The following is a 13649-nucleotide window of genomic DNA, read 5'->3' on the forward strand; positions in this document are numbered from 1 at the left end:
TGCTTTTTAACGGGAAAGAAGCCGTTTATACAGTACGGCAGCATGATTGTGTATGGAGTCTTTGGCGGCATACACCAACGTAACTTGTTGTTCCAGCGCCCGCTCCATAATCTTAGCAGCAAGTCTTACGCGCTCCGGCTCCTCTTCCAGTTCCCTGATATAGCGGTCACTGAATTCCCCGAACCGTTCCGGCATGTGGCCGAACCATTGGCGCAGGTCCGGGCTGGGGGCAATTTCCTTCATCCACTCGTCGATTGCGACCTCCGGTTTGGAAACTCCGCGCGGCCACAGCCTGTCTACAAGTATCCGGTACCCGTCCTCCGGAACAGCCGGCTCATAAACCCGCTTCAGACAGATCCGGTAAGGATGTTCAGCCGATAGCCTAGTCAATGTACTTCTCCAAGGACGGCCGGTTCTTCACAATAAGCTGCTTGTTTCCTACCAGCTCAATGAGGCCCAAATCCTCGAAGATGGCAAATTTACGGCTGATCGTTTCCCGCGTAACACCCACATAACTGGCCAGCTCCTCACGGGAGAGAGGCAGCTTAATATGTATGCCGCTGCTGCGTGGTTTGCCGTACTTGTCACTCAGCTCCAGAATCATATAGGCGATGCGGATTTCCGGGTCTTTGGTTGCAAGGCTCTGGGCAAGATTCTCGGTATGGGCCAGCCTTTTGGAGACGGTCTTCAGCAGCTTGATCGTAATATCCGGATTCTCCGAGATCAGCTGCTCCATATCATTTTTGGTCAGCATGCAAATACTTGTATCGGTCAGCGCATACGCACTGAAATTGCTCAGCTCTTCGCTGTTAAATATATTCAGCTCGCCAAAAAATTCTCCGCTTGTCAGCACATGCAGGATTTGTTCTTTTCCCTGAGGCGTCATTTTTGACAGCTTTACTTGCCCCTGCTGAATGATATACAAGGTGTCTGTTGGCTGCTCTTCAAGCAATAGCGCCTGGCCTTTGCCTACTTTCCGGTGTCTGATCATGGCGCTGATCCGCGAGAGCTCCCCATCGCTGAGCGATGCGAAGATAGGCACTTTACGGGTACAGGGCTCCGCAGCGTTCTGGCAGGAATGTTCCAACATTCATATCCCTCCTAGTATCTCTACTGATATTGAAGCAGGCGCAGCTTCTTAAGAAGCTGCCCCTTTGTCTGGTACAGGTGCAAAATGGGTCGTATCTTCGCCGCAGACCGGACAGACCCAATCCTCCGGCAGATCTTCAAAGGCCGTACCCGGTTCAACATCCTCATCCGGATCGCCTAACGCCGGATCGTAAATATAGCCACATGGCAAACAAATGTATTTTTTCATAGTCGTTATCTCCTTCAAATTGTTCAATTAGTTCTGTAATCTGGACTCTATTTCAGACATGATTTCCCCGAGAGTACTATTCGCCAAGTCGATGCCTGTAAGGCTTATATTCTGCTCAATTGCGGATTTATAGATTAACGAGGCTGCAGCACCTTCCCAGGAGAGAGCCCCGGTCAACACGCTGTCCTTCACAAAAATTCTGGTGTACACGCCGTTAACCACGGCTGAAACCGTCTGGTCGCATTGACTCTCATCGGTATTGCCGATGGAGAACAATGAGATGCCAAAAGCGTTGAACAAGGTGACCGGTATGGACTTGCGGTAAGCAGCGGGCTGCGCGGCAGCCATGTTGCCTCCGGCAACCTTCCCCTGCTCCATGGCACCGCCCCATAAGCCTTCGACCTGGCCGTCCAGTTCGGCAAGATCTCCGGCCGCGTAGATATGCGGAGCACTTGTCTCCAGATGGGTGTTCACAACCACGCCGGAGCGTGTGCGGATCCCTGTTTCTTTTACAAGAGCAGTATTAGGAACGATGCCTATAGAGTACACCACATGCTCGCAGGGTATTGCCGCCATGTCGTCAAGGGTCACGCCGGAGACAACGTCCGTTCCATTAATTGAGGTTACTCCGCGATGAAGTTTAACCTGCACACCAGCCTCTTCCAGGGTCAAACGCAGCTGCTCTGAGGAAGCTTCATCCAGCTGTCTGGCCATCAGCCGCGGGGCTGCTTCTACTATAGTTATTTGATAGCCGGCTTCATGCAGTGCCCAGGCCGTCTCCAGCCCCTGAACCCCTCCGCCGATAACAACGATTCGTTGTCCGCTTGTGAGGCTTGCTTTTAGTGCGTCGGCGTCCCCTAACTCACGGATCGTGTGGACATTCTTCAGTCCAGCTCCCTCCACCGTAAGCGCCCGGTTTCTCGCACCCATGCAGAGCAGCAGCTTATGGTATGAGGTCAGCTTACCGTCTGCGGTCTCCACCTGCTGCCGCTCCGGATGGATGGACATAACCCGGCTCGAGGTCTGAAGGGAGATCCGGTTGTCCCGGTACCACTTCTCCTTCTTGATCAGCACCTTCTCGCTGTGCAGGTCGCTGAACAAACCTTTGGTCAGCTTGATCCGGTTATACGGCAGATGCTCTTCCTCGCCAAAGATCGTGATTTCTGACTCCGCATCCTGATCACGGATCGCCTTGGCGGCATGAACTGCCGCGACTCCGCTTCCGACAATGACGTAATGTTTAGGCATATCAGTACCCCCTTAGAATGAGCTCAGCAGCAGATCGGAAACAAAATCAGCAGCATTTTTGATTTTCTGTGTCTTATCAGTATCTTTTGGCGAGAACCGGACCCGGATAGGGAACTCCACATGTGTCATTCCGGTTGACTTGATTACCTCGGATGTACTTTGTACTGTCATATTGGTTCCGTTCAAATAGTCCTGAATCACCTCAATGGCTTCACCGCTCCAGCCGTAAGAGCCAAATGCCGCTGCAAGCTTGCCTTCCAGATTCATTTGCTGCAGCTCTTTCAGCAGGGGCTCCAGGTTACCGATCATGTCTGCATAACGGGTCGAGCTGCCGATAAAGACGGCATCCGCTGCGGCGATACTGTCCAGAATCTCTGACATGCCGCTTTTTTCCGCATCCCAGACTGCTGTTTCAATCCCGTTTGCCTGCAGGGTATTCTGCAGAATGCCGGCCATTTTTTTGGTGTTGTTTTTGAGTGTTGTGTACACGATAGCTGCTTTTTTGCCCTGTGTCGTCTCACGGCTCAGCTCGGCGTACAAATCAATATATTTGCGGACATCTTCCCGGATAATAAATCCGTGCGAAGGGGCGATCATTTCGATTTCCAGATCCTTAACAGCTTCAATCAGCGTTCTTACATATCTTCTGTGCGGATGGATAATGGCATTATAGTAACCCTTGAAGTCCTCTGTAATGTCGAACCCGGCTTCATCGCTGAACAGCTTCCCGACAGCAACATGTGTGCTGAATATATCGCAAGGGAACAGGATTTTGTCTTCCACACAATACGTAATCATCGTCTCTGCGGTATGAAGGTACGGCGTTTCTTTGAACAGCAGCGTCTTGCCGCCAATATCCAGCGTATCTCCATCCTTCACAACCAGGAAGTTGCGGGCATGAAGCTTGTACATTTCCTGAAGCTCTGGCACAGCAATCTCTGTGCAGACAATCGTGGCGTTAGCCGCCCGGGAAGCCAGTGCTGCAAGTCCGCCGGAATGATCAGGTTCGGTATGGTTGATTACAATGTATGAAATGTCCAAAGGATCGATCAGCTTTTCCATCTGGTCCGCATATTCCCGGCCAAATTCCATATCCACGGTATCGATAACGGTCGGCTTGCCGGTTTTCAGCAGGTATGAATTATAGGTGGTTCCTTTACTCAGTACAAGACGGTGGAAGGGAACCTCCCGGTTGTCGATTTTGCCTACCCAATACGTATCTTTTGCAATCTTAATTTCAGTGTTGTTCATCTGTTTGCCCTCCTGATTGATAATGTTTATCAGCAACCTCATTCTATAATGGCCGCCAATTCAAAAGGAGGATTTGAATCAAATTTTGAAAGTTTCAAAAACAGATGTCCATAACCTGAATATACACTATGGCTGAAAATGCGTTATGCGTCTGGTCACCTTAGGTGCCGGAAGTTATTGGATTCACATCTTGCAATAGCAAAAAGGAGGGGCATCTAAGCCCCTCCTTAGGAATGCTGGCGCTGCCAGACACCGTTAGCTTGCAGTCCCCTGCACCAGCTGATTCTGATACATCTCGAAGTAGAACCCCTTACGGGACATCAGCTCTTCGTGTGTGCCCCGCTCGGTAATCTCCCCGTTCTGGACTACGAGAATTGCATCTGCCTCGCGGATCGTACTGAGCCGGTGAGCAATAACGAAGCTGGTCCGCCCCTTCATCAGCGTCTTCATCGCCTCTTGGATATGCAGCTCCGTTCTCGTATCCACGTTGCTCGTTGCCTCATCCAGAATCAGAATGGCGGGACTGGCCAGCACAGCCCGGGCGATCGTCAGCAGCTGCCGTTGTCCCTGGCTTAAGTTCCCGCCTTCGGCGTTCAAGTACGTATCATAGCCGTCCGGTAGCTTCCGGATGAACACATCGGCATTCGCGAGCCGCGCCGCTTCCTCGACTTCCCGGTCAGTAGCACCGAGGCGCCCGTAGCGGATGTTATCACGGATCGTCCCGGAGAATACATAAGCATCCTGCAGTACGAGGCCGATCTGCTCTCTTAGCACCCTTTTGTCAAAATCATTAATATCTTCCCCGTCAATGAGAATCCGGCCCGACTGGATATCATAGAACCGGGTCAATAGGTTGATAATCGTGGTTTTCCCTGCGCCTGTCGGACCCACGAGCGCCAGCACCTGGCCGGGCTCTGCATGTAGCGAGAGATTGTTCAGCACAGGCACATCCGGTTTATAGCCAAAGCCGACCTGCTCGAACACGACCTCGCCCCTGATGCGGCGCTCCTCTCCGGTCTCTGGCTCCTGCCCCATCTCGGGCTCCAGATCCATCACTTCAAATACGCGCTCCGCTCCGGCAATGGCGGATTGAAGCAGATTGTATTGATTGGCCAACTGGTTAATCGGCTGGCTGAACTGGGTGGAATAATTCAAAAAGCTGACAATGATCCCGATAGTAATGAGTTCATGGTAGGCAAAAATGCCGCCGGATACCGCAATGACTACAAAGGTTAAATTGCGCATCGAGTTCATCAAAGGACCGACGGAACCGGAAAAACTCTGCGCCTTCACCCCGACTGCCCGCAATCGTTCGTTGATGGTCCGGAATTGTTCAACCGACTCTGCTTCTCTACCGAACACCTTAATGACCTTCAAGCCTGAGATGTTCTCCTGCACGAATCCGTTCACTTCTCCAAGAAGCTGCTGCTGCTCCGAGAAGAAGCGGCGGGTATGCTTAGTTATTTTTTTAATGGTGAACGTAATAACCGGAACAGTAAGAATCGTAATGAGCGTCATCCAGACGCTTAGGCTGAGCATCATGACAAGGCTGCCCACCAGCATAAGAACGCTGGCAATCAGCTGGACAACGGTTTGATTCAGCGTATTCGAGACGTTGGAGATATCGTTGACTGCTCTGCTCATCAGCTCACCGTGTGTCCGTTGATCAAAGAACGACACCGGCAGCCGCTGATATTGCCCGAACAAATCCTGCCGCATATTCTGCACAGTATTCTGGGACAGGCTTGAGGCCATGTACTGCTGGACCCACGTGAAGAACGCGCCTAGCGCGTACACTCCGAACAGAATCAGCCCCATACGCACCATCCCGTCAAAATGCCCCGGAACAATATAGTCGTCGAACAGCTTGCCGATCATATAGGGTCCGATGAGTGCAAGGCCGGTCGTTAAAACCGTACAAAGAATAACCCAGAAGAGCGCCCGCCGCTCCAGCCGCAGATAACCTCCGATTCTCCGCAGAGTTCCGGCTGTATCCTTCGATCTTACCTTGGGCACGCCCCCATGAATATGACCCGATCCCGGGCGGAAGCCCATCTGGTCGATTTTTTGCGGCATAGTACTCTGGCTGGAAGAATTGGAAGACGGATTGCTAGCCGACATAAGGCACCTCCTCCTTGCCGAATTGAGAGCGGTAGATTTCTTGATAAACCCCGCAGCTCTTCATTAATTCTTCATGAGTTCCTCTGCCTGCGATCGCCCCTTCATCAATGACAAGGATCTCCTGCGCGTCGACCACGGACGAAATCCGCTGGGCAATCAGGAACGTGATGGTGTCTTTCATGACATGGCTCAAGGCCGTGCGGAGCTGTCTCTCCGTCTTCGAATCGAGCGCACTCATGCTGTCATCCATAATTAGAATGGGCGGCTTAACGAGCAGCGCCCGGGCAATAGAGATCCGCTGCTTCTGTCCCCCGGACAGATTCACACCCTTCTGGCCCAGCATCGTATCATACCCTCCGGGCAGCCTGCTGATAAAATCATGAGCTTGTGCGGTCCTGGCCGCGTCTTCAACTTCCGCTTGCGTAGCCTCCGGTTTGCCAAAGGCAATATTGTCACGGATCGTTCCGGTGAACAGGAAGGATTCCTGAAGAATCATCCCGATCCTCCGTCTTAGTTCAAGGAGCGGAAGCCCGCGGATGTCCTGTCCGTCCATCTGAATGGAGCCTGACGTGACATCATACAGCCGGGGAATGAGCTGGACGAGCGTTGTTTTGCCGGACCCCGTAGCCCCGATAATCGCAACGGTCTCTCCGCGGCGCGCTTCAATGTTAATATTCTGCAGCACCAGATCCTTGGGATCAGACGATCCGTTATAGGAAAAACACACCTGCGATAGCTTAACCTGCCGCCCAGACAGGGAAAGGTCCTTCTGCGGTGCCGCATCTTCAATGTGGGGCCGCGTTGCCAACACTTCCTGAATACGCTTCGCCGATACGCCCGCCTGTGAGACATTCATCAGCAGCGCGCTTACCATAATCAGGGAGGACAAAACCTGGACAACGTAATTCACAAAAGCTACCAGATCCCCAGCCTGAACGGAACCGATCGACACCTGATTTCCGCCATACAACAGGACGGTAACCAGACAGGCATTCATGATAAGCGTCACGATCGGCGAGTTCAGCGCGATAAACCGTGCTGCCCGTATGGATACCTGCGTATAATCCAAGTTGACCTCTCGAAACCGCTGGGTTTCATAGCCGGTCCGGACGAACGCTTTTACCACCCGGATGCCGGCAAGGTTCTCCTGAATTTTCGTATTCACAGCATCCAGCTTACTCTGCACCGTTGAAAAAATCGGCGTTGAGAAGCGGATCAATACGACTAGGACTGCAATCAGGACGATAAGCGTACCTAGCAGGATAAGTCCCAGTCTTAAATTAATGATCAGCGCCATGACCACACTGCCGATTAGCAGACTCGGCGCCCGGACAAGACCTTGAAGCCCCATCTGCAGCAGATTCTGCACTTGAACGACATCACTGGTCATACGGGTCATAAGCGATCCCGATTTGAAGGTATCCACATTCTCGAACGAGAAGGTCTGCACCTTCGTAAAAAGCGCCTCACGGATATCGGCACCGAAGTTCTGGGAGGCACGGCTGGCAAAAACGTTGCACAAGACGCCTGTCACCAGTCCGAGCCCGGCCACCGTAAGCATCGTAAAACCTGTACGCTCAATCACACTGAAATTACGAACTACGATCCCGAAATCAACGATATGTGCAGCCAAAGTAGGCTGAAGCAGATCAAAGAAGACCTCCATCATCATGAACATCGGGGCGAGAATCATAAATTTTAAATACGGCTTCAGATAGCTTCTTAATCCCCACATATTCAATCCCCTTCTGTGTTCTCCGGCTTAAGCTCCTCAGCTTCTCTCCCGCGGAGTTCAAAGTGCCGGGTATATTCGTCAATGATCATTTCAACCGCCTTTAGCTCTCCGAGTAAAACAGGTTTAATCTCCTGATACTCCGGTGCCTCCACCTGCTGCCTGAGCGTCGTCCGTTTGACCTCAAGCACGCTTAGAAATTCAAGTGCCCGCCCGCGGCGAAAGGTCTTCGCGCCAGGATGATGCGGCCCTTTATGTCTGCCCTCACAGTTCCGTTCCCCGTTGTCAAATGGTTCCCTCATGATCCATCACTCCTTATGTATACAAATGTATACATAGTGATGCGGAATGTCAATTTTGCATCTTTATAAACATAAACGGCCGTTCCCGGTAAAAATACCGGAAGCGGCCGTGTTTAGTTTTATTTTGTATCAATATCCTGTGATTCCAAGAAATATGCTTTAAGCCGCCGGGCCAGCTCATCGTCCGGTAAAGGATTGCGGTGCGTATTTTCCAGATAAATATACTTTTCGGTCTCCGGCATCAAGTATTCTTTGTACCACAGGAAGAAATCGGGGCTGTCGCCGTTCATCCGCAGTACCCGTCTTAACGTATCCATATTCTGCACCGTGCTCTCGATGTTCGTCAGCCAATCCGCCCGGTAAAAGCCGTCCCATTTCCCGTACTCGGAACCTCTTAGCACATCAAGCCCCTCCCGGTACCTCCACATGGATTCTGAGGCATAGACAAAAGCCTGCGGATAGCGCTGACGGCTGTATTCCCCGTAAGAACGGCACAGCCAGTAAAAGCCTTCGCAGCCGGACAAATGAAGCGCACCGTGGAACCGGAGCTGGTCGGCGGCTCTGCGGCTGTCTTCCCCTTCAAGTCTCCTGATGACTTCATCGCAGCGTTCAAGCCAGGCCCGCCACTTCCCGATGCCTGCTTCAAGCCGCGTCTCGAACCCCTTGACCTGCTCTGCAAAAGGTAGGTCCCCTACCGCCCAGATCAGACCCGGGTCCGGCTCAGCTTCCTTATGCTGCAGCCAGTGCCCGATAATTCTCCTCGCCGGATGATGGTAATACTCGTCTCCGGCCAGATCATCGGCATTCGGCCCATAAGGAAGCGCTGCGGCGGAATAGCTGCGGTACAGCTCCTCCAGCTCTTCACGGCCGGATGCGTAATAGCTGCTCACGAATTCACTCAAATGCTTATCTGTATCGATTTCACCTGCGGTCCACAGCTCCCGCAGAATATCCAGCGGATAGACATGAGGCCGGATGTTCCCGCAATTGACCAGCACATATTCATCCGTTCCCGCAGCAAAGGCTGTTTCCAGCTCCTGCTTCAGGAATGCGGCCGAACCCGGGAACATCGTCAAATGGTTAGATGCCTGCAAATCATGGAAGGTCACATGGTAGTACAGGCCATGTTTACCTCCGTCACCGCCAGCCGGCAAGGCAGAAACCCGCAGGTTCAGGTTATTATGCCGGCGCGAGACCATCCGGCCGTAGCCGTTATCGGCCCATACCTTAATCACATTGTCCGGCAGATCTATGTATCCGCCTTTATACAGCTCTGAGATTTCGCCATACAGCGCTACACAGCAGACTGGGTTTTGAACCGCCGCACTGATCATCTCATACTGTCTGCGGATGACCTTGCTGATCATAGCCCCGCGCTTCTCAGAGGTGTCGAAGGAAGGATCCTCGATCCAGAACGGCTTGTCTCCCTGGCCGCGGAAGGACAACACCCAGAGTACGTTCATGTCCTTTTGCATCTCGATCGCTTCGAGCCACAGATTTTCGAACAGCTCCGGCTCACTTTGATAGCTGGCATGTTTGCCCGGGAAGGCACGCAGGAACATTTCGGCTCCAAGCGGCTCGGCATGATGATGCGTCACCCACAGGCCCATCTCCGACGCCAGCTTGTAATGAATGCCGTCTCTGGGCAAATCGGTACCGGGGATAACCATGTTTCCGCCGCAGCGCAGCAGCGCTTCAAATACCGGCTCCCACACTTCTCCAGTTGGCGGATAAGGTTCCTTCCAGCCGATCAGGCACACTTCGTCATTGACGAACCAGCCCCGGTAGCGGACCTTCGGCTGCGGAGCGTCATAATCCTCGCACAGGATAACGATCTCCTCCTGCCTTTCAATCGTCTGGTCCATCCAGAACCAGAACGGCTGAATACCCAAGTATCGCCGGCTGAACTCAAGTATGCCGTAGACGATGCCCAGCTCGTCACTGCCGATGATGTTCAACCGACTTCCGTCATCACCGGATTCAAAACGAAAACAGAACCCCTCCGGACGTGCCTCACAATGGTCCTGCTCTTCAGCCAGGCGGATATGCAGCTGCGCGGGTTCGGGTCCGTCTGTTACCCATTCGGGCTCCGAGCCGAGAACAGCCTCCAGATCCCTCGCGAGTATCCTGAGCGCATGCTTCACCGGTGAAGTTAGTACTGGCGGTACTTGTATAAGTACCCGTCCCCGAAGCTTCAATTGTTCATTGACCTTACCACTCACTTGCCCATCATCCTCTCATCTTCACTATAGAATATCGAAACGGCTTGCTGCCGGCTTATCCGGGATCCTTCTCTTAAAACGCTTTCATAGTTTCCCAGAATCCTTCAACCGTCGTTGGAACCGGCTATCTCAGTTCACTCATTTGTATTGCCCCTTTATCTTGATATTGTGCTATATGTTTTTCCTCTTCGCAAGCTCGAAGTGATCAACCGCCGCTTAGAACTATAACCGCTTTCACACCAATACTCAGAAGAACGTCTTCACGGCCGTAATCCGTTAACTCATTGCACATTGGGCAATTTTGCACTTTGGGCAAAGTCATGCTTTAATGGAGAATAGCATTAAGATGTTGTCAATATTAAATCCAGGAAAGGAGGGTATATGAAACTTGAATCCCAAGCTCACCCTGCGCGACAAAAAGAAGGAAGCTACCACCTATGCTTTGGCCGAGGCTGCCTTTGAATTGGCCCTTGTGCAGGGGATGGACGGCTTCATCGTGGACGATATTGTCCAGCAGGCAGGCGTTTCCCGGCGGACCTTTGCCAATTACTTCTCGTGCAAAGAAGAAGCGGTAGCGGCGTACTTTATGAGCAGTGCTTCGAAAGAGGATCAGAACATGCTGTTGGCAGGCTTGCCTCCGGATGCAACACCGCTGGATGCCTTATACTGTCTACTTAAGCTGCAGTTCACTTCTGAATTTCTGCATAAACTGCGGCAGTTTGTGTCGCTGGCGAATCAGTATACCACGCTTGAGCCGTATATCCTCAGCGTATTCCACCGCTTACAGATTGCCGCACAGGAGGTACTGGAACAGTTCACCCGCGGGCGTTACACCGACGGTTATACCCACCTGCTTGCCGGTGCCGTCTATGGGGCGTTCATTCCGATTATGGACGGACGGCTCAATGTACTGCTGCCGGGAGAAGCACAGGATGAACGCTCCAGTGCCATATCGTTCGATCATTATTTGAATTCAATGTTTGGTTATTTACGAAAAGGCTTCTAAACCAGAGATAAAAAGGAGAAACCATCACATGTCCACATTTCTGTACCGATTGGGAAAATCGGCGTATTCCAAACCATGGTATTTCCTCGCGGCCTGGATCATCATTCTCGGCGTTGTAGGCGCCCTGATAGGCGTTAATGGCATCCAGTCCAGCTCCGAAATGAAGATTGAAGGAACTGAATCGCAAAAAGTGCTGGATATGCTGGCCGAAGAACTCCCTGCTGCCGCCGGCGGCCAGGCGAGTGTCGCCTTCACTGCGCCGGACGGAGAACGTCTGGACACGCCGGAACGGGTAGCACTGCTCCAGAAGGCTATCAATGATGTCTACAGCATGGACTATGTCATCAATCCAGCTGAACTTGCCGCCGAAGCCGCCGCTGCTGCAGGTCAGGCTGCTGGTGCTGATCCTTCGGCTGCAGCCGGGCAGACAGATGCTGCCGGCCAAGCTGCTGCTACTGATCCTTCAGCTGCAGCCGGGCAGACAGACGCTGCCGGGCAGGCTACTGCTGCTGCCCAAGCTGCTGCCGCAGCTCCTTACGGCCCGCTGCTGGCTGACGGCGTTCCGGTTCCCGGGGTCATGCTGTCCGCAGACGGCAGCATCGCCCTGTTCCAGTTCCAGTTCACGGTTCAGCAGACTTCACTGCCTTCTGAAGTACCGGATAACGTCATCAAGGCCGTGACCGAAGTCGAACAGGCAGGCTCCGGCATCACTGCGATTCCGAGTGATTCGCTGAAGAGCACACCATCGATCGGATCGACAGAAGCAATCGGTGTAGCCGTTGCCGCAGTCGTACTGTTTATTACGCTTGGCTCGGTTGTTGCCGCCGGATTGCCGCTGATCACCGCCCTTCTCGGGGTCGGTATTAGTGTCGGGGGTGCTTTTGCCCTCGGAAGTGTGATCCAGATGAATGACATTACGCCGATTCTCGCTGTCATGATCGGTCTGGCTGTCGGGATCGATTACTCTTTGTTCATCGTAAACCGTCAGCGCCGCTTGATTCTCGATGAGAAATTAAGCGCCCGCGAAGCGGCAAGCCGGGCAGTGGGTACAGCCGGAAGCGCCGTATTTTTTGCCGGACTAACTGTTATTATCGCCCTGTGCGGCATGCTGGTCATTGGTATGGCATTCCTGTCGACCATGGCGCTGGTTGCTGCTGCCAGCGTGCTGATCACCGTCCTGCTGGCATTAACTCTGCTGCCGGCGCTGCTAGGGCTGGTTGGTGAGCGGATTTGCTCCGCCAAAGCGCGCTCAAAAAGCACAGCCTCCAGTAATAAAGGTCATCAAGGGTTCTCTCACCGCTGGGCCAACTTTACAGTGAAATTCCGCTGGGTCATCATCGTTCTGGTGGTTCTGGTGCTTGGCACAGCTGCAATTCCGGTAACGAAAATGGAGCTTGGCATTCCGTCCGGTGCCTCGGCCAACCTGGATACCCCGGCCCGCCAAAGCTATGACATCATTTCCAAGGGCTTCGGCGAAGGGTTCAACGGACCGCTGCTTCTGGTCGCCCAGCCGAACAACCCGTCCGATAAAATCTCCATGCAGACACTGGGCAAGCTGGTTCAGGAGCTGCAGATGCATGATAATGTCACGCTGGTATCCCCGATGGGCGTCAACGCGACCGGTGATATCGCCATTATCAGCCTGATTCCAAAAACAGGCCCAACCGATACAGAAACAAGAGATCTGGTGCAGGAGCTGCGCGATCCCGCGTACAGCCTCGCATCAGACAATAATATTACCCTTGGAGTGACCGGATTTACCGCTATTAATATCGATATGTCCTCCAAGCTCTCAGACGCATTCCCTGTGTACATCGGCATCATTGTCATTCTGTCGCTGATTATTCTGCTGCTCGTATTCCGTTCGATCATTGTACCGGTCAAAGCGACTGTCGGTTTTATTCTTAGCATTCTAGCTACCTTCGGCGTGACCACTGCTGTCTACCAATGGGGCTGGCTGCACTCCCTGTTCGGTTTTGATACCGGCGGACCGCTGCTCAGCTTCATGCCGATTCTGGTTACCGGCATTCTGTACGGTCTGGCGATGGATTACCAGGTGTTCCTGGTCAGCTCCATGCGTGAGGCTTATGTCCACGGGCGCCACGGCAACGACAGCGTGGTGCACGGCTACGATCTTGCCAGCCGCGTTGTGCTTGCCGCAGGCATAATCATGGTCTCCGTGTTCGCCGGCTTTATCTTCGCCCCTGATGCGATGATCAAGCAGATCGGCTTCGCGCTGGCCTTCGGGATCCTGATCGATGCCTTCATCATCCGCATGACGCTCGTGCCGGCCGTCATGGCCGTGTTCGGCGACAAAGCCTGGTGGCTGCCGAAATGGCTGGACCGACTGCTGCCGAACCTCGATGTCGAGGGCGACAAGCTTATCGCCAAGCTCCAGGCCGAGAGCGGCGGTAGCGGACACAAGAATTAAATAAAAATGCCATCCCAT

General features: G+C 53.0%; 11 protein-coding genes. 2 read left to right on the forward strand and 9 right to left on the reverse strand.

What is annotated here, in order from left to right:
* Positions 1 to 6 precede the first annotated feature (6 nt).
* The 9 genes from L6H70_RS10155 to L6H70_RS10195 all read right to left on the reverse strand — a co-directional run bounded on the left by L6H70_RS10155 (position 7) and on the right by L6H70_RS10195 (position 10194).
* Positions 7 to 390, reverse strand: coding sequence for a DUF488 domain-containing protein (locus L6H70_RS10155; protein WP_236332444.1), 384 nt, complete (start codon positions 388 to 390; stop codon positions 7 to 9).
* Positions 383 to 1090 (reverse strand): Crp/Fnr family transcriptional regulator, encoded by a 708-nt coding sequence (locus tag L6H70_RS10160; RefSeq protein ID WP_236332446.1) that lies wholly within the window; start codon positions 1088 to 1090, stop codon positions 383 to 385. Before L6H70_RS10160 ends, L6H70_RS10155 begins: the two co-directional genes overlap by 8 nt.
* Positions 1091 to 1138: 48 nt before the next feature.
* Positions 1139 to 1318 carry a rubredoxin gene (gene rd, locus L6H70_RS10165; RefSeq protein ID WP_236332448.1) on the reverse strand — a complete coding sequence of 60 codons (180 nt, stop codon included), beginning with the start codon at positions 1316 to 1318 and terminating at the stop codon, positions 1139 to 1141.
* 27 nt (positions 1319 to 1345) lie between these two features.
* Positions 1346 to 2566, reverse strand: a complete 1221-nt coding sequence (locus L6H70_RS10170) for an NAD(P)/FAD-dependent oxidoreductase (RefSeq protein WP_236332450.1) — start codon at positions 2564 to 2566, stop codon at positions 1346 to 1348.
* A 12-nt stretch (positions 2567 to 2578) separates the two neighbouring features.
* On the reverse strand, positions 2579 to 3817 hold the full coding sequence (locus L6H70_RS10175) for an FprA family A-type flavoprotein (RefSeq protein ID WP_236332452.1): 1239 nt from the start codon (positions 3815 to 3817) through the stop codon (positions 2579 to 2581).
* A 255-nt stretch (positions 3818 to 4072) separates the two neighbouring features.
* On the reverse strand, positions 4073 to 5938 hold the full coding sequence (locus tag L6H70_RS10180) for an ABC transporter ATP-binding protein (protein ID WP_236332454.1): 1866 nt from the start codon (positions 5936 to 5938) through the stop codon (positions 4073 to 4075).
* Positions 5928 to 7673, reverse strand: coding sequence for an ABC transporter ATP-binding protein (locus L6H70_RS10185; RefSeq protein ID WP_236332457.1), 1746 nt, complete (start codon positions 7671 to 7673; stop codon positions 5928 to 5930). The genes L6H70_RS10180 and L6H70_RS10185 overlap by 11 nt, the downstream gene beginning before the upstream one ends.
* Positions 7674 to 7675: 2 nt before the next feature.
* The gene (locus L6H70_RS10190) at positions 7676 to 7972 is read right to left on the reverse strand and encodes a hypothetical protein (RefSeq protein ID WP_236332459.1); all 297 of its coding nucleotides are present in this window, start codon (positions 7970 to 7972) and stop codon (positions 7676 to 7678) included.
* 119 nt (positions 7973 to 8091) lie between these two features.
* Complete coding sequence (locus L6H70_RS10195) at positions 8092 to 10194, reverse strand: glycosyl hydrolase 115 family protein (RefSeq protein WP_236332461.1); 2103 nt, start codon at positions 10192 to 10194, stop codon at positions 8092 to 8094.
* A gap of 388 nt (positions 10195 to 10582) precedes the next feature.
* Here L6H70_RS10195 and L6H70_RS10200 point away from each other — a divergent pair, with 388 nt between their 5' ends.
* Both L6H70_RS10200 and L6H70_RS10205 read left to right on the forward strand, forming a co-directional pair.
* Positions 10583 to 11200 (forward strand): TetR/AcrR family transcriptional regulator, encoded by a 618-nt coding sequence (locus tag L6H70_RS10200; RefSeq protein WP_236332463.1) that lies wholly within the window; start codon positions 10583 to 10585, stop codon positions 11198 to 11200.
* A gap of 28 nt (positions 11201 to 11228) precedes the next feature.
* Positions 11229 to 13631: an MMPL family transporter gene (locus tag L6H70_RS10205; RefSeq protein WP_236332465.1), complete on the forward strand. Its 2403-nt coding sequence runs from the start codon at positions 11229 to 11231 to the stop codon at positions 13629 to 13631.
* Positions 13632 to 13649: the final 18 nt, after the last annotated feature.

Origin of the sequence: Paenibacillus auburnensis (assembly GCF_927798115.1) — a bacterium.
In the GTDB taxonomy this organism is placed as follows: Bacteria; Bacillota; Bacilli; order Paenibacillales; family Paenibacillaceae; genus Paenibacillus_AQ; species Paenibacillus_AQ auburnensis.

Coding starts and splice junctions, on each gene's coding strand:
- L6H70_RS10170 (WP_236332450.1), bottom strand. CDS start 2,566: ATGCCTAAACATTACGTCATTGTCGGAAGCGGAGTCGCGGCAGTTCAT.
- L6H70_RS10190 (WP_236332459.1), bottom strand. CDS start 7,972: ATGAGGGAACCATTTGACAACGGGGAACGGAACTGTGAGGGCAGACAT.
- L6H70_RS10160 (WP_236332446.1), bottom strand. CDS start 1,090: ATGTTGGAACATTCCTGCCAGAACGCTGCGGAGCCCTGTACCCGTAAA.
- L6H70_RS10185 (WP_236332457.1), bottom strand. CDS start 7,673: ATGTGGGGATTAAGAAGCTATCTGAAGCCGTATTTAAAATTTATGATT.
- L6H70_RS10180 (WP_236332454.1), bottom strand. CDS start 5,938: ATGTCGGCTAGCAATCCGTCTTCCAATTCTTCCAGCCAGAGTACTATG.
- rd (WP_236332448.1), bottom strand. CDS start 1,318: ATGAAAAAATACATTTGTTTGCCATGTGGCTATATTTACGATCCGGCG.
- L6H70_RS10205 (WP_236332465.1), top strand. CDS start 11,229: ATGTCCACATTTCTGTACCGATTGGGAAAATCGGCGTATTCCAAACCA.
- L6H70_RS10175 (WP_236332452.1), bottom strand. CDS start 3,817: ATGAACAACACTGAAATTAAGATTGCAAAAGATACGTATTGGGTAGGC.